Origin of the sequence: Halomonas organivorans (genome assembly GCF_014192055.1) — a bacterium.
Lineage (GTDB): Bacteria > Pseudomonadota > Gammaproteobacteria > Pseudomonadales > Halomonadaceae > Halomonas > Halomonas organivorans.
In genome coordinates, this window is record NZ_JACHXM010000005.1 from 12,397 (window position 1) to 32,476 (window position 20,080).

Genomic DNA, 20,080 nt, shown 5'->3' on the forward strand with positions numbered 1-20,080 from the left:
ATGATGATATGCGGCGGCCCCGTGCCGCCCAACCAAGGCAAGCGAGGTAAGGTGTAATGTGCGGTATCGTGGGCCTGATGGCCAAGCAGGCGGTGAACCAGGGGATCTATGATGCCCTGACGGTGCTACAGCACCGTGGCCAGGATGCCGCCGGCATGATGACCTGGAACGAAGGCCGCTTCCTGCTGCGCAAGAGCAACGGCCTGGTGCGTGACGTCTTCCATACGCGCCACATGGCGCGGCTCAAGGGCAACCTGGGCATCGGACACGTGCGCTATCCCACTGCCGGATCCTCCAGCGAGGCGGAGTCCCAGCCGTTCTACGTCAATTCCCCCTATGGCATCACCCTGGCGCACAACGGCAACCTGACCAACTCCGACCAGCTCAAGCAGGAGCTGTTCTCTTCCGACCTGCGCCATATCAACACCAGCTCCGATTCCGAGGTGCTGCTCAACGTCTTCGCCCATGAGCTGGGCAAGCAGGGGCCCCACCTGGCCCCGGGCGATATCTTCGATGCGGTGCGCCGCGTGCATCGCCGCTGCAAGGGCGGCTACGCCGCGGTGGCGATCATCAACGGCGTCGGCATGGTGGCCTTCCGCGATCCCAACGGCATCCGCCCCGTGGTGTTCGGTACCCGCGATGAAGGCGAGGGCCAGGAGGTGATGATCGCCTCCGAGTCGGTGGCCCTGGACGTGGGCGGCTTCGAGCTCCACCGCGACCTGGCGCCGGGCGAGGCGATCTTCGTCGACATGAACGGCGAGATCCATACCCAGCAGTGCGCCGATGCGCCGCGGCTGGCGCCCTGCATCTTCGAGCACGTCTACCTGGCGCGCCCGGACACCTTGCTTGATGGTGCCTATGTCTATGGCACGCGCATGGCCATGGGGCGCAAGCTCGCCGATCGTATCCAGCAGGAGTGGCCGGACCACGATATCGACGTGGTGATCCCGATTCCCGATACCTCGCGGACCTCGGCGCTGGAGCTGGCCCAGCATCTGGGCGTGACCTTCCGCGAGGGGTTCATGAAGAATCGCTACATCGGGCGGACCTTCATCATGCCGGGGCAGACCCAGCGCAAGAAATCGGTGCGTCAGAAGCTCAACGCCATCGACATCGAGTTCAAGGGCAAGAACGTGCTGCTGGTGGACGACTCCATCGTGCGTGGCACCACCTGCCGGCAGATCATCCAGATGGCTCGCGAAGCCGGGGCCAAGAACGTCTATTTCGCCTCGGCGGCGCCGCCCGTGCGCTATCCCAACGTCTACGGCATCGACATGCCGGCCGCCACCGAACTCATCGCCCACGGCCGCAGCGAAGCCGAGGTGGGCGAGTTGATCGGCGCCGATCGCATGATCTACCAGGATCTCGAGGACCTGAAGGCGGCGTGTCGCGAGGTCAATCCGGCCCTGGATGCCTTCGACTGCTCGGTGTTCGACGGTCGCTACATCACCGGCGATATCGACGAGGGTTACCTGGCCGCGCTGGAGGCGAGCCGCAACGACGCCGCCAAGTCCCAGCAGAGCGCCGGCGACCACGCCCTGGTGGGCATGCACAATCAGGAAGACGACATCGACTGACGGGGAGGCGCCATGCACCACGATTCCAATCCGGAGGGCTGGGGGCTCGATACCCTGGCCATTCGCACCGGGCACCAGCGCACCGCCGAGCAGGAGCACGGCGAGCCGATCTTCCCGACCTCGAGCTTCGTCTACGGCAGCGCAGCGGAGGCGGCGCGCAAGTTCGGCGGCCAAGAGGCGGGCAACGTCTATTCGCGCTTCACCAACCCCACGGTGCAGACCTTCGAGCGCCGCCTGGCGGCCATGGAGGGCGGCGAGCGCTGCGTGGCCACCAGTTCCGGGATGTCGGCGATTCTCTCCACCGCGCTGGCGCTGCTGCAGGCCGGTGACGAGATCGTCGCCTCACGTTCGCTGTTCGGCTCCACGGTGAGCCTGTTCGACAAGTACCTGGGCAAGTTCGGCATTACCACTCGCTACGTCGAGCTCTCCGACCTGGCAGCCTGGGAAGCGGCGGTGACCCCGGCGACCAGGCTGCTGTTCGCCGAGACGCCGTCCAACCCCCTGTCCGAGGTGGGCGATATCCCGGCACTGGCCGAACTCGCCCATCGCCACGGGGCCTGGCTGGCGATCGACAACTGCTTCCTGACCCCGGCATTGCAGAAGCCCCTCGAACTGGGGGCCGACCTGGTGATCCATTCCGCCACCAAGTATCTGGACGGGCAGGGGCGGGCCATCGGCGGGGCCGTGGTCGGCCCCGACAAGCTGCTGGAAGAGCTGTTCGGGGTGGTGCGCACCTGCGGGCCCTGCATGAGCCCGTTCAACGCCTGGATCTTCACCAAGGGGCTCGAGACCCTGGGGCTGCGGATGCAGGCACACTGCGCCAATGCCCAGCGACTCGCCGAATGGCTCGAAGGGCATCCGGCCGTGGAGCGGGTCCACTACAGCGGCCTGGCCAGCCATCCCCAGCATGCGCTCGCCGCTCGACAGCAGCGGGGCTTCGGCGCCGTGCTTGGCGTCGAAGTGAAGGACGGCCGCGAGGGCGCCTGGTCGGTCATCGATGCCACCCGTCTGCTGTCGATCACCGGCAACCTGGGGGACGTCAAGACCACCATCACCCACCCCGGCACCACCACTCACGGGCGCCTGTCCGACGAGCAGAAGGCTGCCGCCGGCATTCGTGAGGGACTGATCCGCCTGGCAGTGGGCCTCGAGGACATCGCCGACATCCAGGCCGATCTCGCCCGCGGGCTCGATGCCCTGGCGGCCCGCTGACCAGCGGAGCCTTCGCCGTCCTCCTGCCTGGGCGGCATGGTGCGGGTGATCGACGCTCTCCAAACGACCGCCGCCCTGGTCACCGCCGTGTTCGCATGCCGTCTTCGCCGGCGGCATGCGGAATTTACGAACGAAACTTGCATATTTTTTCAGCGGTTTCGCGTCCGCCGTTCGGGTAGCCTGGCGTCTCGATTCAAGACATTCAGGGACTGTCCATGTGGCGTAACTCGACCTCCGGCTGGGGACTGGCCAGCATCCTGCTGCACTGGCTGAGTGCGTTGGGCTTCGTCGGTCTCTTCGTGCTTGGCTGGTGGATGACCGGCCTCGACTATTACCACGGTTGGTATCACCTGGCTCCCTGGTGGCACCGTTCGGTAGGGATGCTGGTGCTGCTCGTGACCGTTGGGCGCCTGATCTGGCGATGGGTGCAGCCGACGCCGGGGTTGCCCGGCTCCCGCCTCGAGCGATTCGCCGCCCATCTCGGGCACACCGGTCTCTACGTTCTGATGCTGCTGGTGCTGGTCAGCGGCTATCTGATCTCCACTGCCGAAGGGGCCGGTATCAGCGTATTTGGCGTTGTCGACGTGCCGGCGCTGGTGACCGGGCTTCCCGACCAGGCCAGCCTGGCCGGAACGATTCACTGGTATGCCGCCCTGGGATTGATGGGGTTGGCCGCCGGGCATGGGCTGATCGCCTTCAAGCACCATTGGGTGGATCGCCACGATACCCTGAAGCGCATGTTGACCCCCCGTTTCACCCAGGTTCGCCGTCACGGCGGACCCTGAACCACGCAAGGAGTTCGCGATGTTCAAGAAGACCGCTCTTGGTGCCGCCCTGGCCGCTGCGTCCCTGGTGCCGCTCGCCCAGGCCCAGGCCGCCGATTACGTCATTGATACCGAGGGTCAACACGCCTTCGTCCAGTTCAAGATCAGCCACCTGGGCTTTTCCTACATCCTGGGCAGTCTCGAGGAGTTCGATGGCGAGTTCAGCTACGATCCGGAAAGCCCGGCGGCTTCCTCGGCCAGTCTGGAGGTGGACGTCGAGAGCCTGACCACCAATCACGCCGAGCGCGACAAGCACATCAAGAGCGACGATTTCCTGGACGTCGCCGAATACCCGACCGCCACTTTCACCTCTACCGGCTTCGAACCGACCGGCGATGGCGAGGGCGTGCTGACCGGTGAGCTGACCCTGCACGGCCAGACCAACACCATCGAGATGCCGGTGACCCTGCTGGGCGAGGGCGACGATCCCTGGGGTAACTATCGTGCTGGCTTCGAAGGCTCGGCCACCCTGACGCTTGCCGATTACGGCATCGACATGTCGAGCTTCCCCGAGGCCATGCACGAGCTCGAGCTCTATGTGACCTTCGAGGGCATCCGCCAGTAAACGCCATTGGTCGCCGCGAGACGAACGCCCCCGGCCATAGGCCGGGGGCGTTGCGTTATGCCTCCTTATCCCCGATAGAGCACCGCTTGGGGGAAATGACGCCTCAGGATGCGGTTCTGGAAGTCATCCACGAAGCGGCTGTTGATGATGATGATGAAGCGCTCGAACGGCTGACCGGGATCCAGCTGGGAGAGCGGGTCGACGCTGTGGAAGACCCTGTCGTCACGCAGGTGAAGGATATCGCCCGGCGCCAGGGTGGCGACGCTGAGCTCGCGGGCCCCCATCTTGTCCGCATAGAGGCGGCTGTCGCCGCCCAGCACGTTGCGTCGCTCGAGCACCAGGATGCTCAGTGCCTGGCAACCATCGGCGTGGATGCCCTGGCCCTGTAGCGGATCGACGTGCCCCTCGCCCCGCTGTCCGGTGATCTGCATCAGGATGGGTTCATCGGGCTGGATATCCCAGAGCCTGGCCCAGGCGCGCACGAAGGCCTTGACGTCGGCACGTTCCAGGAAGGTCGGCGTCAGGGAATCGTAGTAGCGCAGCCGGTCGGCCATGCTCTCGGCGTCGTTGAAGGCGCCTCCCTGGGCCATGGGGCAGTGCCCCAGTTCCTGAACGCTGCCGGCATCGTCGAGGGCCAGCCAGGACATTCGCTTCCAGCGTCGATTGACGTAGGGATCCCGGGGCAAGTCGGCGGTGAAACCTTGCCAGGCCGCCAGGTCGAGCCGAGAGCGAACCTCGCTCAGGGCCCAGTCCTGCCTGTCCAGATCTGCCTGGACCTCTGGCGTCCAGTAGCTGGCGAGAGGGTCCACTGGCATGGTGGTATGATCAAAACCATATTTAAGCGTATCGAGTTTCATGGGACGTTCTCCTGATTGGCTCATCGGGCGTCTTGGCCCGTGCGTTGACGGAAATGACCGTCAACAGTGAGCAAGTGAGGAGAAATGTTTCAAAATGTCAAAGACACCGGGGCGATGCCCGAGTGAACGAGGGTGTCGGGTCGGCTTGCGAGTTGATTGGTATAGCGTGTGTCAAGATGAAAGAAGCACCGCAGGGAGAGCGGTATGCGCCAGACCTTGTCCCTAGGGTGAAGAGAGATTGACATGACGGACTTCCATCACTGGTGGTCGAGGAAATCCATGCTTCGCCGTGTCGTGCGGCTGTGGACCAGGTGGAGGGAAAAGTCGGCCTTTCGCCGTGCTCTGCCGGCGTCGGCGGACCTCGCGCTCGTCCAGCGCCGTCACCATGAAAGCGAGCAGCGCTTTCGCGCCCTGCTGGAGAGCCTGCCTCGGGTAGCGGTCCAGGGCTACGATCGCGACCGGCGGGTGATCTACTGGAACGAGGCCAGCGTTCGTCTGTATGGCTATCCGGCCGAGGAGGCGATGGGGCAACTGCTGGAGGACCTGATCATCCCGGAGCCTATGCGCCAGCCGGTCATCGATGCCCATCGGGCCTGGATCACGGAAGGCAAGGAGATTCCCGCCGACGAGCTCGAGCTGCGCCACCGCAGCGGCGAGGCCGTGCCGGTGTTCTCCCACCATGTGATGCTCGGCGAGCATACCGCGTCGCCGCTGATGTTCTGCGTCGACGTCGATCTATCGGACCAGAAGCGGGCCCACCGTGACCTGGCGTTCGCCACTCACTTCGATCGCCTGACCCATCTTCCCAATCGTCAGGCCTTCGAGGCCGATCTCGACGAGCTGCTGGAGCACTGCCGGCGACAGGGCCAGGGGCTGGCCGTGCTCTATCTGGATATCGATCATTTCGTCGAGATCAACGATGCACTGGGCTATGCCCAGGGCGATCAGCTTCTGATCGAGCTGACCCGCCGGCTGCGCCGCCAGCAGCGTAGCCGAGATCTGATGTCGCGGGTGTCCGGTGACGAGTTCGTGATGGCCTGTCCCGAGATCGGGCACGAGCAGGAAGCTCGTGTTCTGGCCGAACGGATTCGGGCGCTCTTCCACCAGCCCTTCGTCCTGGATGGCGGCGAACGTATCGTGACGGCGAGCCTGGGCATCAGCCTCTTTCCGGCGCACGGCATGTCGGCTCGTGAGTTGATCCGCAACGCCGACGTGGCCAAGAATCGAGCCAAGCTGGATGGTCGGGGAGGGCTGCAGTATTTCAAGCAGCACTTCCACGACGAGCTGGTACGTCAGCACCGCCTGGCCGAGGGCTTGGAGCGTGCCATCGCCAACCGGGAGCTCAGCCTGCACTATCAGCCTCAGGTGTCCACTGTGAACGGGCGAATCGAGAATCTCGAGGCCTTGCTGCGCTGGTATCCCGCCGACGGCGAGTCGGTGTCGCCGGCCGAGTTCATCCCCTTGGCCGAGCGGACGGGGCTGATCGAGCGCCTGGGCGAGTGGGCGATGGAGGAGGCCTGCCGCCAGCAGGCCGCCTGGCGTGCCGCGGGTATCGTGGATCTGCGCATCGACCTCAACCTCTCCGGGCGACAGGTACTGGCGGCGGATGGCCTGGAGCGCTTCGAGGCCTGTGTGATGCGTCATGGGCTTCGTCCGCAGGATGTCGGCATCGAGCTGACCGAGAACGTGCTGATCGAGGCGGATGACCGGATTCTGGCCAAGCTTCGTCGCCTCTATCATCGTGGTGTGCGCATCGCCATCGATGACTTCGGCACCGGCTACTCGTCGCTGAGCTACCTCAAGCATTTTCCGGTTACCGCGTTGAAGGTCGATCGCACCTTCGTTCGCGATGCGCCCCAGCAGCCGGAGGATCGCGCCATCATGGAAGCGGCGATCTTCATCGGTCACCGGCTGGGCCTGGAGGTGGTCGCAGAAGGGGTGGAGACCGGCGAACAGCTCGCGCTATTGCGCGAGATGCGCTGCGATCTGGTGCAGGGGTTCTATTTCTATCCGCCGCTGCCGGCCGCCGAGGTGTTTCCGTTGCTGGTGGCGCCATCTGCCACTCCCCACTGAGTCGGAGCCCGACTTCGCGTAGAATGGAGCGCCCTCGATGACCACCGCGGAGCCTCGTGTTGCGAACCGACGCTACTTCTTCTTCGCTGGGCCTGGCGCTGTGGCGCCAGACCTGGCCCATGGCCATCGGCGTACTGTCGCTGCTGGGTTTTCAACTGATCGACAGCGCCTTCATTGCCCGGTTGGGCACCGCATCGCTGGCCGCCCAGTCTTTCACCTTCCCGCTTTCCTTCCTGATCATCGGCGTCCAGGTGGGCATGGGCATCGCGATCGCCGCGCTGATTTCACGCGCCCTGGGCGCCGGCGAAACAGACCGTGCCAGGCGCCTGGGCAGCCTGGTGCTGCTTGTCGGGACGCTGGTCATCGCGGCCCTGGCGCTGGGGCTGTGGGCGATCCAGGCGCCGGTCTTCCGGCGCCTTGGCGCGGCGCCGGAAGCGCTCGGGCTGATCCGCGACTACTGGGGGCCGCAGCTCGTTGCCGCTTGGCTCGGCGCCTTGCTCTACTTCGGCTATAGCCTGTTTCGCGCCCATGGCAATACCCGCCTGCCGGGAACCCTGATGGTGGTGACCAGCCTGGCCAACCTGATGCTCGATCCGCTGCTGATCTTCGGCATCGGCGACTGGCCGGGCCTGGGGCTGGCCGGAGCGCCCTGGGCCACGGTGCTGGCCTTTCTGCTGGGGCTCGTGACGCTGGGAGCGCGCTTGTCGGGGCGGGGCTGGTTGGCTGCGGATGGGCTCCGCGAGGAGTCGCGGCAGTCGCTCAGGCCGTTCCTCGGCATCGCCGGTCCGGCCATGATCGGGCAGTTGATGCCGCCGCTCGCCGCCATGCTGGCGATCTCGATCGTCGCGCGACTCGGAGAGTCCGAAGTGGCGGCCTGGGGCTTGATCAGTCGCCTCGAGACCGTCTCGTTGATGGCCGTGCTGGCGATGACCATGTCGCTGCCGCCTTGGCTTGGGCGCTGCTATGGCGCGGGCGACTGGCCCCAGGTGCATCGTCTGATGCGTCTGGCGCTGCGAGTGGCGGTTTTCTGGCAGCTGGCTCTGGGGCTATCGCTGGCGCTGGCCGCCCCCTGGGTCGCAGCGGCCCTGGCCGGCACCGCTGAAGTGCGTTCGGACCTGGCCATCCTGGTGCGCTGCCTGCCGCCAAGCTACGCCGCCCTCGGCGTGTGCATGCTGGTGGTCTCCGCCGGCAATGCCCTGGGGTGGCCGCTGCGCGCGATGATGATGTCCGCCGCGCGACTGTTCGCCTTCTACCTGCCATGCCTGGGGTTGGGGGCCTGGCTGGGCGGCCTGATGGGCCTGACCCTGGGGGCCGCAGTCGGCAACCTGCTGGCCGGGCTGGGGGCCTGGGGGCTGCTGCGGCGGACCCTCGCCAGCCCGCGGCGCCAGGCGATATAATGCTTGTGGTTGTTTTTCCTGTTTTGTGGAGTTTTTTTGGTGGTTTAGGATAAATATAATCCATAATTTGAACTCATCGTGTGGTTTTTGTCTTAAAAATAGATAAATCGACTGATTTTGCTCTCCTATACTCTGCTCCACGTAACGCGTCCGGCCAGCGCCGGGCGTCATCGTTCCCGCGACCATCCAGCGCGATCAACAAGAGCAGGGGAGTGAGAGCATGAAGGTATTGATTCTCGGCAGCGGCGTCGTCGGCGTCACCAGCGCCTACTACCTGGCCCGCCAGGGCCATGAGGTCACCGTGGTGGACCGCCAGCCGGCGCCGGCCATGGAGACCAGCTACGGCAACGCCGGCCAGGTCTCCTTCGGCTTTTCCTCGCCCTGGGCCGCCCCGGGCATTCCCCAGAAGGCGGTCAAGTGGATGTTCCAGGAGCATGCGCCGCTGAAGATCCAGCCGCGGATGGATCCGACCATGGCGCGCTTCATGATGAAGATGTTCGGCAACTGTAACGCCGAGCGCTATGCGGTGAACAAGGAGCGCATGGTGCGCATCGCCGAGCACAGCCGGGCCTGCATCGACGCCCTGCGGGCCGAGACCGGTATCCGCTACGAGGATCGCCAGCGCGGCCTGCTGCAGCTGTTCCGCCATGACAGCCAGGTCGAGGCCGTGGCCAAGGACATGAAGGTGCTCGAGCAGTGCGGCGTGCGCCATCGCCTGCTCGGCGCCGAGGAAATTGCCGGGGTGGAGCCGGCCCTGGCTCGGGTGCCCGGCAAGTTCGTCGGCGGCCTGCACCTGCCCGACGACCAGACCGGCGACTGTCACCTGTTCACCAATCGGTTGGCCGACCATTGCCGCGAGCGCCTGGGCGTCGAGTTCCGCTTCAACGTCGACATCCAGCGCATTCGCCGCGGCAATGCCGGTATCGAGGGCGTGATCACCAGCGCCGGCGAACTCACCGCCGATGCCTACGTGGTCTGCCTGGGGAGCTACTCGCCGTTCCTGGTCAAGGACCTGGGCATTCGTCTGCCGATCTACCCGGTCAAGGGCTACAGCCTGACCGTGCCGGTCATCGACGATGGCGGAGCGCCCCAGTCCACGGTGATGGACGAGACCTACAAGGTGGCGATCTCGCGCTTCGACGACCGTATTCGGGTGGGCGGCACCGCCGAGCTGGCGGGCCATGACCTGAGCCTGCCGGAGAAGCGCCGGGCGACCATCGACATGGTGGTGCGCGATGTCTTCCCCGAGGGCGGCGACGTCGACCGCGCCGAGTTCTGGAGCGGGCTGCGCCCGATGACGCCGGATTCCACGCCGATCGTCGGCGCCACCCGCTACGACAACCTGTGGCTCAATACCGGTCACGGCACCCTGGGCTGGACCATGAGCTGTGGCAGCGCCCAACTGCTCTCCGATCTGATGGCGGCCGAATCGCCGCGCATCGACCCACAAGGCCTCGACGTGTCTCGCTACGCGGCCTGACGCGCCCGGGCGCTTCCCGGCAACGTCAACGGCCCGCGGCTTTGCCGCGGGCCGTTCTCGTTCGGGCAAACGGGGTGGTATGGAAAAAAAGCGGCTCTTCGTGGGTGCCCAATTCATTGGGCGAAAGGCGCCGACGGGCGTCCGGCGGAGATCCGACAGCGGTGCAACTGTAGCCGCCGCTGCGCGGTGGATCGCCGAGGCGTCGGAACGGCTCTGAAGAGCCCTTGTATGTTGGAAATGACCCAACACCGGCTATGGAGAAGACTTGCCGGGGTGGAAGGGCGAAGAGCCTCCCCATCATGCCGAATCGGGCCGTGCAGTGGCTTCGCGTTGATCTGCGATGAATCACAAAAAACGCCCGGGCCGTGAGGCCCGGGCGTCATGTTACCGAACGGAGGTGGTCGTTCAGTCGTTGACCGCGGCGATCGCCTTGGCCAGGTAGGGAAGGTTCTCCTGGGAGAAGCCGGCCACGTTGGCGCGACCCGAGCGCACCATGTAGATGCTGAACTCGTCACGCAGGCGGTCGACCTGCTCCGGCGTCAGGCCGGTGTAGGAGAACATGCCGCGCTGCTCGGCCACGTGGGCGTACTTCTGGTCCAGGCCGTAGGGCTTCAGGGCCTCGACGAACTCGCGGCGCAGGGTGTTGATGCGGTCGCGCATCTCGGTGAGCTCCTCGCCCCAGGTCGCGGTCAGCGCGTCGGAGTGCAGGATCTCGGAGACGATGGCGCCGCCGTGGGCCGGCGGGTTGGAGTAGTTCTCGCGGGCGACGATGGCCACCTGGGAGCGAACGTTCTCCTTCTGCTCGGCGTCCTTGGCGACCATGATCAAGCAGCCGGTACGCTCGCAGTAGATGCCGAAGTTCTTCGAGCAGGAGCTGGTGATGATCACCTCGTCGAGGTTCTCGGCCAGCAGGCGGGGCGCGAAGGCGTCCTCGTCCAGGCCCTCGCCGAAGCCCTGGTAGGCGAAGTCGACCAGCGGCAGCAGCTTGCGCTCCTTGAGCACCTCCAGCACCTGTTGCCACTGGTCGCGGGACAGATCGAAGCCGGTCGGGTTGTGGCAGCAGGCGTGCAGCAGCACCACGTCACCCTCGGGAATCTGCTTCAGCGCCGCCAGCATGCCGTCGAAGTCGAGGCGGTTGTCGGCATCGACGTAGGGGTACTTCTTCAGCGTGATGCCCGCCGCCGGGAAGATGCCCAGGTGGTTCGGCCAGGTCGGGTCGCTGACCCAGACGTCCTTGCCCGGCAGCTGGGTGGCGATGAAGTCGGCTGCCAGGCGCAGGGCGCCGGTACCGCCCGGCGACTGGGTGGCGCTGGCGCGGCCGGCCTCGAGCACCGGCGAGCCCTTGCCCAGCACCAGCGGCAGGATCACCTCGCCGTAGGCCGGGTCGCCGTGAGAACCGATGTAGGTCTTGGTGGTCTCGTTCTTGAGCAGCAGGGCCTCGGCATCCTTGACCGCGCGCATCACCGGGGTATTGCCCTGGGCGTCGCGATAGACCCCGACACCGAGATCGACCTTCTGAGGATTGGTGTCCTTCTTGAAGGCCTCGATGAGCCCGAGGATGGCATCCCCGGGAACCCGCTCAATTCGTTCGAACATTTACTTCGCTACCTCGTCGGTTCTGGCGGCTAGGATGAAATCGTTCTTGTGCAGGCCCTTCATCTCGTGGGACCACCAGGTCACGGTGACCTTGCCCCATTCGGTCAACAGGGCGGGGTGGTGACCCGCTTCCTCGGCGATCTCGCCGACCGCGTTGGTGAACGCCAGGGCCTGCCGGAAGTTGCGGAACGTGAAGACCCGCTCCAGCTGCATGATGCCATCGCGCTCGACGATCTGCCACTCGGGGATGTCGCGGCGATACTGTTCGATCTCGCTCTCGGTGACGTGGGGGGCGTCCCAGCTGCAGGCCTCGCACTGCTGTTCGGAAAGCTCGCTCATGATGACTCCTGGTTGTCGTTGGGTGGTACGGAAAGGGGTTGGGGCGATCGCTCGCCGGGTCAAGGGACGAGCGCTCAGGCGCTGGCGGCCTCGGTCGGCTTGGGTTTGGGCGGGAAGCGCGGCTCGAACAGGCCGAGCGCCATGGCCTCGTGCACCATGCCCATGATGTCGCGGCCCGCCAGATCGTGCAGCGTTTCGAGACTGTCCAGCACGTAGTAGAGCGGCTGCAGGATGTCGATGCGGTAGGGGGTGCGCAGCGCGTCCAGGGGGGCGAAGGGCGCGTGCACCGGGGTGTCCGACAGGGCGTGCAGGGTCTCCTTGGGCGAGGAGATGATGCCGCCGCCGTACAGGCGCCGACCCTCGGGGGTGTCGACCAGGCCGAACTCCACGGTCATCCAGTACAGCCGCGCCAGGTAGACCCGCTCCTTGGGGGTGGCGTCGAGCCCCAGGCGGCCGTAGGTGGCGGTGAACTCGGCGAACGCCGGATTGGTCAGCATCGGGCAGTGGCCGAAGATCTCGTGGAAGATGTCCGGTTCCTGCAGGTAGTCGAGTTCTTCCGGGGTGCGGATGAAGGTGGCCACCGGGAAGCGACGGTTGGCCAGCAGTTCGAAGAAGGTGTCGAAGGGGATCAAGGCCGGCACTTGAGCCGTCTCCCAGCCGGTGGCCTCGCGCAGCACGGCGTCGACCTCGGCGAGCTGGGGAATGCGATCGACCGGCAGCGCCAGTCGCTGCATGCCGTCAAGGTACTCCTGGCAGACTCGGCCCGGCAGCAGTGCTACCTGGCGCTCCATCAGCGTGCGCCAGGTGGCGTTCTCCTGTTCGCTCCAGGCGATGTGGCCGTCGGCATCCGGCATTCTGGCCTGATAGGCCGTCTTCTTGGGGGCGCTCTGAGCCTTCATGGGGTCTCCCGTGGCGAATTTGGGGTTGTCGTTGCCTCAAGGGAATGACCGCAGTCTATGCAGGGGCGGCGGCGCTTGGGGGCCGGCGAGAAGAAAATGCGCGGCGGCGGAGCGTGCCAGCTGTAAAGAAAATGTGACAAAAGGGCCGCGTCTCGCTGCCGCGCGTCGAAAGCTCGCTGCCATCGGCGTTGTCGGGCAGGTCTTGTCACGTTATCTTTACACCGGAGTCACGCCGGCCTGACGCTTTCCTGGCGGGCGGCCCATTTGCTTTCTTCGAGTTCTTCATGCGTCTGAGATTCCACTGCCAGAACCGCATCGGCATCCTGCGCGACATCGTCGCCCACTTCGCCGACTATGGCCTCAACGTCGCCCATGGCGAGGTCGGCGGCGAGCACGGTAATGCCATCTACCTGCACGTGCCCAACCTGCTCAACGCCCAGCTCGCCACCCTGAAGCCCGAGCTGGAGCGGGTGCCGGGCGTATTCGGGGTGCGGCGTGTCAGCCTGATGCCCAGCGAACGCCGGCACCTCGAGCTGGATGCCCTGCTGTCGTCGCTTTCCGATCCGGTGATGTCGATCGACATGGAGGGCCACCTGGTGGCCGCCAACCGGGCTGCCGGCCAACTGCTGGGGGTGCGCGTCGACGAGGTGCCGGGGCTGTCGCTGGACCGTTACCTGCCCGACCTGGACCTGCCGGCGCTGATCCGGCGCAACAATGCCCGGGTCAACGGCCTGAGGGTCAAGCTGCGCGACACCGTCTTCCTGGCCGACATCGCGCCGCTGCACCGTGAGCATCAGGCGGATGTGGCGTCGCTGGCCGGCGCCGTGGTGACCCTGCACCGCGCCGACCGCATCGGCGAGCGCATCTACCAGGTGCAGCGTCAGGAGCTGCGCGGCTTCGAGTCGCTGTTCCAGGCCAGCCCCCGGCTCGAGGCGTTGATCCGCGAGGCGCGGCGCATGGCGCCGCTGGATGCGCCGCTGCTGATCCAGGGCGAGACCGGTACCGGCAAGGAGCTGCTGGCCAGGGCCTGCCACCTGGCGAGCCCCCGTGGGCAGGCGCCGTTCATGGCGCTGAACTGCGCGGGTTTGCCCGAATCCATGGCCGAGACCGAGCTGTTCGGCTATGCGCCCGGGGCCTTCGAAGGGGCTCGGCCCGAAGGCAAGCTGGGGCTGCTGGAGCTGACTGCCGGCGGCACCATCTTTCTCGATGAGGTCGGAGAGACCAGCCCACGGATGCAGGTCAAGCTGCTGCGCTTCCTGCAGGACGGCGGCTTCCGGCGGGTGGGCAGCGACGAGGAGACTTATCTGGACGTGCGGGTGATCTGCGCCACCCAGCAGGACCTGCCGGCGCTGTGCGCCGCGGGCCGCTTCCGCCAGGACCTCTATCACCGCCTCAACGTCCTGACCCTCAACGTGCCGCCATTGCGCGATTGCCTGGATGGCATCGAGGCCCTGGCGGCGCACTTCATCGACCGTGCCGCCACCCAGATCGGCTGTCCGCTGCCGAGTCTGTCGCCGGCCGCCGTGGTTCGGCTCTCCGCTTATCATTGGCCCGGGAATGTGCGCCAGCTGGAGAACGTGCTCTTTCAGGCGGTGTCGCTGTGCGAAGGCGGCGTCATCGAGCCGGCCCACCTGCGCCTGCCCGATGTGGGCCAGGCGCCTGGGCTCGCCGGCATCGACCTGGACGGCTCGCTGGCCGATATCCTCGGCGAGGTGGAGCGCCGGGTGCTTTCCACCCTGTATCCGCAGCATCCCTCCAGCCGTCAGCTGGCCAAGCGGCTGGGGGTCTCCCACACCACCATCGCCAACAAGCTCAAGCGCCACGGGATCGGCACGGAGGATCCATGAGCCTCGGGGAGCGAGGACGCCTGCCGACGTGGCTGAAGCTGGCGTTCACGCTGTGGATGCTGTTCTGGGCGCCGTCGGTGGCGCTGCGCATCGGCGTGCAGAACTACCTGTGGCTGTGCAATCTGGCCAACTTCCTGCTGCTGGTGGGGCTGTGGGCCGAGAGCCGGCGGTTGATCTCGATGCAGTGGCTGGCCTCGGCGCTGGTGGGCAGCCTCTGGGCGCTGGATGCCGGTGTCGCCTGGGCCAGCGGTTGGCATCCGATTGGCGGCACCGAGTACATGTTCGACGCGAGCATTCCGCTCTCGGTGCGGCTGCTGTCGCTGTATCACCTGGTGCTGCCGCTGGTGGCCGGTTTCGGCGTCGCTCGGCTGGGCTACGATGGCGCGGCGCTGGCGTGGCAGACGGCGCTGACCTGGGCGGCGATCCTCGCCGCCTGGGCGTTGACCGATCCCGCGCGCAACGTCAACTGGGTAGAGGGGCCCTTCGGCGCGTCCCAGGCCTGGCTGCCCGACGGGCTCTATGTCATCACGCTGATGCTGATATGGCCGCTGGTGCTCTATCTGCCGGTGCATCTGGCGACGTTGGCGCTGATGCGTCGGCAGCCATGAACGACTACCGGGACAGCCAGTCGCGTACCTCGCCGAACGGATAGGCCTCCAGCGCCGCGAAGCCGTCGAGCTGGCGCGCCTTGTGACGCGTCAGCCTCGGCGAGGTCAGTCCGCACAGGAAGCGGGCCAGCAGCGTCGGGGTGGCCGCCTCGGCTTCGCCGCCGGACGCCAGTCGCTCGCGCAGTGGGGCGATCAGCGTGGTGGCGTCCATCGAGGCGAGCGGCGCCGGCTCGGGCGGTAAGGGCAGCGAGGCGACCTGGCCGCGGCAGCCCGAGCAGTGGCCGCAATGTGCCGGCGCGGCGGCGTCGCCGAACCAGTCCGCCAGCCGGCGGGTCAGGCAGCCCTCGCCCTCGAACAGTGCCAACATGGCGTGCAGCCGCTCGATCTCGGCGCGCTCCTTGTCGACGAAGGCCCGGTGCAGCGCCTCGACCAGGGCGTCGTCGACGGGGCGCAGCACCTCGAAGACTTCTGTCATCTGCTTGCTCTCCAGCGTGATCAGACCCTTGTCGGCGAAGTAGTCCAGGGCGGTGATCACGCGCTGGCGAGAGGTGTCCAGCCCGCGCTCGGCGCCCAGCCGACCGAGGGCCTCGAGATCCAGTCGGTGCCAGGTGCGGGCCCTGGGCGAGGCCTCGAGGATCGCTTCCACGAAGGCCCGGCGCTCGCCCTGGAAGCGGGCGACCAGCGTCTCGGCGGGCTCTTCCAGGCGAAAGCGGTATTCGGCGAAGTAGCTGAAGCGGGGTCGAATCGTACCCTCCAGTTCGAGGCGGACCAGCAGCGTCTTGAGCGGCAGCGGGCGGATGTCGCTGTCCCGGGAAAGGGTATTGAGGGTGAACGCCCAGTCTTCGCCGGGGGCGGGCAGGGTCGCCGTCACCCGGGCGATGGCCGCGCGCTCGGGGGTGTCACCGTAGGTGAAGTTCTCCAGCACGCTGAGATGATCGCGGCCGGCCAGCATCAGGCACTCGGCGGGGGCGCCGTCGCGCCCGGCGCGGCCGATCTCCTGGCTGTAGTTCTCCACCGACTTGGGCAGGTCGAAGTGCACTACGCCGCGGATGTCCGACTTGTCGATACCCATGCCGAAGGCGATGGTGGCGACGATCACCGGCGTGCGCCCGGCCATGAAATCGTCCTGGCGACTAGCGCGGGTCTCGGCGTCGAGCCCGGCGTGATAGGCCGCAGCCGGCAGGCCGGCGGCCCCGAGATAGGCCGCCAGGCGCTCGGCGGTCTGCTGCAGGGTGACGTAGACCACGGTGGCGCCGGGGCTCGGCCCCTCGAGACGCGGGCGTAGCCAGTCGACCAGCCGGCGCGGGCGTTCGTCGGCCGGCACCGGTGCCACCTGCAGGTCCAGGTTGGGTCGATAGAAACCGGTGGCGATAACGTCTTCCGCCGCGATGGCGAAGTGGCGGCGCATGTCCTCGATCACCCGGGGCGTGGCGGTGGCGGTCAGCAGCAGCGTCTGGGGAATGCCGAGCTCGTGACGCGTCGTGGGCAGGGTCAGGTAGTCCGGGCGGAAGTTGTGGCCCCATTCGGAGATGCAGTGGGCCTCGTCGACCACCAGCAGCGAGATCGGCACGCGGCGGATGAAGGCGCGGAAGCGCTCGTTCTTGAGCCGCTCCACCGAGACCATCAGGATGCGGATCTCGCCGCGGGCCACGCCGTCCATCACCGCCCGGGCCTCGTCCTTGCTCTGGGAGGAGTCTAGGCTCGCGGCGGCGATCCCGTGGCGTTTCAGGAACGCCAGCTGATCCTGCATCAGCGCCAGCAGCGGCGAGACCACCAGCGTCAGGTGCGGCAGGTGCAGGGCGGAGAGCTGATAGCACAGCGACTTGCCGGAGCCGGTGGGGAAGATGGCGGCGGCCGAGCGGCCGTCGACCACCGCCTCGATCACCGGGCGCTGGCCGGGGCGAAAGTCGGCATAGCCGAAGACGCGGGCGAGGGTCTGGTCGATGGCGTTCATGGCGGCTCCGGGTGAGGTGGGGATGGGGCCCAAGGATACACGTCGAGACCGGTCATGACCCGCGGTGCCAGGTGTTGGCATAATGGGGCGTTTTCGGCCTGGAAAGGATGCCCCATGACCGCCTGGAGCCAGTTGCTCGTCGCCACCGCACGGCTGATCGACCTCCACGACAGCGCCCACGACCCGGGGTCCCCCTTCGTGCAGGTCAGCCAGGAACAGCGGCGCGGCTGGCGCGACGGCTACTGGCTGGACCTCGGCTGCCTGCTGCTGGAATATCTGCTGGACGTGGATTTCGCCACCAACAGCGCCTTCGTCTCCCAGGGGCGCTGCCTGGCCTGGCTGCGCGATACCTACCCCGCGCTGTCCCATGACGACCTGACGTTCGTGATCAACCTGCTGGCCACGCCCACCGAGCTGCACTTTCGTCAGGCGTCCCCGTTGCCGGACGCTCGTCAGGCGTCTTCGGGGGCGAGCGTGCGCGAGGCCAGCCTAACGCCGGGCGAGTCCCGAGGCGCCGACGATCCGACTGCCGCGCGCGGCGCGCGCAGTACCAAGCGCACCGCGCTGATCGAGAAGCAGGGCCAGACCGGCCAGGTGCGTCTCACCCCCAGCGGGCGCCAGGCGGTGACCCTGGCCGGCCAGGTCGAGGACCTGCTGTATTCCGAGTACGACGCCGCCAAGGTGCTGGCGGCCCTGGCCCGGGACGATTTCGCGCGCATTCCCGACATCACCAACCAGATCCTGCTGGCCATCCGCGCCCTGACCCAGGAGCTGCGCCGGGTGCGCGAGAATCCCACCCGGGAGGGCAAGCTCGCCGCGCTGATGGACAACGAGCGCCATTATCACAATGCCTTGTCGAGCATCCAGCGGACCCTGCTCGACGCCCGCGCCCAGCTCGGCACGCCGCGGCTGTTGGAGCGCTTCGAGGCCTGGCGCGAGGCTCAGTCCGAGGAGTGGGACCTGCGCATGCTCTCCGGGGCCATCGGTCGGGTGCTTACCGCCATCGAGAACCTCTCGCGCCGCCTCGCCGAGCTACTCGCCGACATCGCCGAGGGCCGCATCCAGTCGATGGGCGTGGTGGATTTCGCCGACCTGGCCCGCGGGCTGCTGGCGGCCTCGCCGGACGCCGGCCTCCGGGCGGCCCTGGTCGAGCGGCTGATGCCCTTCCAGCAGGCGGTCTGCGTGCCGCGGCTGGCACCGTTGGTACCGCTGCTCGAGACGCGTCGCGCCGAGACCAGCCATGCCGCCCTGGTATTCGATGAATCCGCCGACGATCCGCCCCGGGATCCGCTGCTGGCCCGCTTCCTCGAGGCGCAGGGGCCGGCGCTGAGCCGCCGGGTGCGCCAGGCGCCGCTGTCGTTGCCCGAGGCGCTGAGCGAAGGCTGGCATCGTTTCGAGGATGCCGACTGCCTGCCCCAGCTGCTCAACGTCTTCGTCGACGCCCAGCAGCTCGACGAGGCCCTGGCGGTGGGCATCGAGGAGCGCGCCTTCCGGCTGTCGCTGCCCGATGGTCGCTGCATCGAAGGTGCGGTGACGCCCAGCCTGAGGCTCGTCGCCGCGATGGCCGATGCCCCCCTTGCCATGCAACAGGACACCCCACGATGAACATGACCGAGATGGGCGAGGTGGTCGCCTACCTGCTGCGCTACCGCTGTGCCGAGCGCCAACCGGCCAGCGGGCGCAAGCGCCGTGCCGCCCGCGAGGGCCAGCTCTCCGAGCGCGACGTCTGCGCGCTGATCGACGATGCCGGCGACGCCGAGCGCGAGGCGCTGCGCGACTTCCTGGCCGGGCAGGGGCTGCGGCTGCGAGTCCTCGAGGCCGGCGACTACCCGGGCATCGCCCCGGGCAGCCGCTACTATGCGCTGTTGCCGGACCCTGAGCTCGAGCAGCCGCCGCTCTACACTCGCGAGCCGGTGTTCGAAGCGCTCAAGCTGCGCCAGGAGAGCCGCGGCGAGCTGGCCCAATGGTACCTGCAGCTGTGGCTGCTGATGCACACCCTGCTCTATACCCGCTACAACCGGGCGCTGTCCGACGTCAGCCGCTATCAGGAGGCGACCTTCACCGCCGCCGAGCTGGTGGAGCTGCTGCGCGACCAGCTCGAGACCCTGCGCGGGCTGGGCGACTCGGCGCCGGAGGCCAACCTCTCGCTGCTCGACGAGCGCGGCGAGGACATCAGCCGCCGGGTGCGGGCCTTCATCGACCTGCAGGTGCGAGCCGGACTGCTCGAGGCGCTGCGCGAGCCCGGCGACGAGGGCGGCGAGGTCTGGCAGCAGTCGCTGCTCGGCGCGCTGGAGAGCGAGCAGATCGGCATCCACCAGCTGGGCCACCTTCAGGCCCTGGCGGAAGGACGAGCCGCGCCCTGCGAGGACGCGGAGCGGGAAGCGGCCGCCGCCGAGGAGGGCCGGGCATGAGCGTGATCAACCGCATCGAGGTGGCCAACCTGCTCAACAAGCACGGCGACGTGGCGTCTCCCAGGGAGGCCAAGATGCGCCATCTGCTGCTGGACCTGCGTGGCCAGTCCAGCGCCATCAGCATGGAGAACGGGGTCGGCGGAGATAGCGCGCTGGCCGAGGAGGGCCGGGCATGAGCGTGATCAACCGCATCGAGGTGGCCAACCTGCTCAACAAGCACGGCGACGTGGCGTCTCCCTGGGAGGCCAAGATGCGCCATCTGCTGCTGGACCTGCGCGGCCAGTCCAGCGCCATCAGCATGGAGAACGGGGTCGGCCGAGATAGCGCGCTGGCCGAGGCGCGCGCCGAGGAGGGCCGGGCATGAGCGTGATCAACCGCATCGAGGTGGCCAACCTGCTCAACAAGCACGGCGACGTGGCGTCTCCCTGGGAGGCCAAGATG

18 protein-coding genes are annotated in these 20,080 nt (G+C 67.2%); 13 read left to right on the forward strand and 5 right to left on the reverse strand.

The features are described 5' to 3' along the window. The first annotated feature begins 56 nt into the window (after window positions 1–56). From purF to FHR96_RS07030, 4 genes are all read left to right on the forward strand, one after another. A complete protein-coding gene (gene purF, locus FHR96_RS07015; RefSeq protein ID WP_183386958.1) occupies window positions 57–1,577 on the forward strand; it encodes an amidophosphoribosyltransferase in 1,521 nt (506 codons plus the stop codon). Between the two features lie 12 nt (window positions 1,578–1,589). Next, on the forward strand, window positions 1,590–2,789 hold the full coding sequence (locus tag FHR96_RS07020; RefSeq protein WP_183386959.1) for an O-succinylhomoserine sulfhydrylase: 1,200 nt from the start codon (window positions 1,590–1,592) through the stop codon (window positions 2,787–2,789). Window positions 2,790–3,004: 215 nt separating this feature from the next. Next, the gene (locus FHR96_RS07025) at window positions 3,005–3,574 is read left to right on the forward strand and encodes a cytochrome b (protein ID WP_183386960.1); all 570 of its coding nucleotides are present in this window, start codon (window positions 3,005–3,007) and stop codon (window positions 3,572–3,574) included. A gap of 19 nt (window positions 3,575–3,593) precedes the next feature. Then, window positions 3,594–4,178 (forward strand): YceI family protein, encoded by a 585-nt coding sequence (locus tag FHR96_RS07030; RefSeq protein ID WP_183386961.1) that lies wholly within the window; start codon window positions 3,594–3,596, stop codon window positions 4,176–4,178. 65 nt (window positions 4,179–4,243) lie between these two features. Here FHR96_RS07030 and FHR96_RS07035 read toward each other — a convergent pair whose 3' ends face one another. Next, window positions 4,244–5,035 carry a 2OG-Fe dioxygenase family protein gene (locus FHR96_RS07035; protein WP_183386962.1) on the reverse strand — a complete coding sequence of 264 codons (792 nt, stop codon included), beginning with the start codon at window positions 5,033–5,035 and terminating at the stop codon, window positions 4,244–4,246. A 279-nt stretch (window positions 5,036–5,314) separates the two neighbouring features. On the opposite strand from FHR96_RS07035, the gene FHR96_RS07040 reads away from it, so the two are divergent. The 3 genes from FHR96_RS07040 (at window position 5,315) to FHR96_RS07050 (ending at window position 9,985) form a co-directional block, all read left to right on the forward strand. Beyond that, on the forward strand, window positions 5,315–7,108 hold the full coding sequence (locus FHR96_RS07040) for a putative bifunctional diguanylate cyclase/phosphodiesterase (protein ID WP_183386963.1): 1,794 nt from the start codon (window positions 5,315–5,317) through the stop codon (window positions 7,106–7,108). 119 nt (window positions 7,109–7,227) lie between these two features. Beyond that, window positions 7,228–8,505 (forward strand): MATE family efflux transporter, encoded by a 1,278-nt coding sequence (locus FHR96_RS07045; RefSeq protein ID WP_183387166.1) that lies wholly within the window; start codon window positions 7,228–7,230, stop codon window positions 8,503–8,505. Between the two features lie 220 nt (window positions 8,506–8,725). Further along, complete coding sequence (locus tag FHR96_RS07050; protein ID WP_183386964.1) at window positions 8,726–9,985, forward strand: D-amino acid dehydrogenase; 1,260 nt, start codon at window positions 8,726–8,728, stop codon at window positions 9,983–9,985. A 405-nt stretch (window positions 9,986–10,390) separates the two neighbouring features. On the opposite strand, the gene FHR96_RS07055 is transcribed toward FHR96_RS07050, so the two are convergent. The 3 genes from FHR96_RS07055 to phhA form a co-directional block, all read right to left on the reverse strand. Continuing rightward, the gene (locus tag FHR96_RS07055) at window positions 10,391–11,581 is read right to left on the reverse strand and encodes an amino acid aminotransferase (protein ID WP_183386965.1); all 1,191 of its coding nucleotides are present in this window, start codon (window positions 11,579–11,581) and stop codon (window positions 10,391–10,393) included. Further along, window positions 11,582–11,920: a 4a-hydroxytetrahydrobiopterin dehydratase gene (locus FHR96_RS07060; RefSeq protein WP_183386966.1), complete on the reverse strand. Its 339-nt coding sequence runs from the start codon at window positions 11,918–11,920 to the stop codon at window positions 11,582–11,584. It lies immediately after the preceding gene. 74 nt (window positions 11,921–11,994) lie between these two features. Then, the gene (gene phhA, locus FHR96_RS07065; RefSeq protein WP_183386967.1) at window positions 11,995–12,819 is read right to left on the reverse strand and encodes a phenylalanine 4-monooxygenase; all 825 of its coding nucleotides are present in this window, start codon (window positions 12,817–12,819) and stop codon (window positions 11,995–11,997) included. Between the two features lie 284 nt (window positions 12,820–13,103). On the opposite strand from phhA, the gene FHR96_RS07070 reads away from it, so the two are divergent. Next, window positions 13,104–14,666 (forward strand): sigma-54-dependent transcriptional regulator, encoded by a 1,563-nt coding sequence (locus FHR96_RS07070; RefSeq protein ID WP_183386968.1) that lies wholly within the window; start codon window positions 13,104–13,106, stop codon window positions 14,664–14,666. After that, a complete protein-coding gene (locus tag FHR96_RS07075) occupies window positions 14,663–15,274 on the forward strand; it encodes a hypothetical protein (RefSeq protein ID WP_183386969.1) in 612 nt (203 codons plus the stop codon). The genes FHR96_RS07070 and FHR96_RS07075 overlap by 4 nt, the downstream gene beginning before the upstream one ends. 4 nt (window positions 15,275–15,278) lie before the next feature. Here the strand turns inward: FHR96_RS07075 and FHR96_RS07080 are convergent, their stop codons facing one another. Continuing rightward, window positions 15,279–17,228 carry a RecQ family ATP-dependent DNA helicase gene (locus tag FHR96_RS07080; protein WP_183386970.1) on the reverse strand — a complete coding sequence of 650 codons (1,950 nt, stop codon included), beginning with the start codon at window positions 17,226–17,228 and terminating at the stop codon, window positions 15,279–15,281. A gap of 114 nt (window positions 17,229–17,342) precedes the next feature. Between FHR96_RS07080 and FHR96_RS07085 the strand changes: the two genes are divergently transcribed. Genes FHR96_RS07085 through FHR96_RS07100 form a run of 4 tightly spaced genes read left to right on the forward strand, consistent with a single transcriptional unit; the run spans window position 17,343 to window position 20,003 of the window. Then, complete coding sequence (locus FHR96_RS07085) at window positions 17,343–18,833, forward strand: hypothetical protein (RefSeq protein ID WP_183386971.1); 1,491 nt, start codon at window positions 17,343–17,345, stop codon at window positions 18,831–18,833. Beyond that, complete coding sequence (locus tag FHR96_RS07090) at window positions 18,830–19,639, forward strand: hypothetical protein (protein ID WP_183386972.1); 810 nt, start codon at window positions 18,830–18,832, stop codon at window positions 19,637–19,639. Before FHR96_RS07085 ends, FHR96_RS07090 begins: the two co-directional genes overlap by 4 nt. Next, window positions 19,636–19,815 (forward strand): hypothetical protein, encoded by a 180-nt coding sequence (locus FHR96_RS07095; RefSeq protein ID WP_183386973.1) that lies wholly within the window; start codon window positions 19,636–19,638, stop codon window positions 19,813–19,815. Before FHR96_RS07090 ends, FHR96_RS07095 begins: the two co-directional genes overlap by 4 nt. Continuing rightward, complete coding sequence (locus FHR96_RS07100; protein WP_183386974.1) at window positions 19,812–20,003, forward strand: hypothetical protein; 192 nt, start codon at window positions 19,812–19,814, stop codon at window positions 20,001–20,003. The genes FHR96_RS07095 and FHR96_RS07100 overlap by 4 nt, the downstream gene beginning before the upstream one ends. Window positions 20,004–20,080 lie beyond the last annotated feature (77 nt).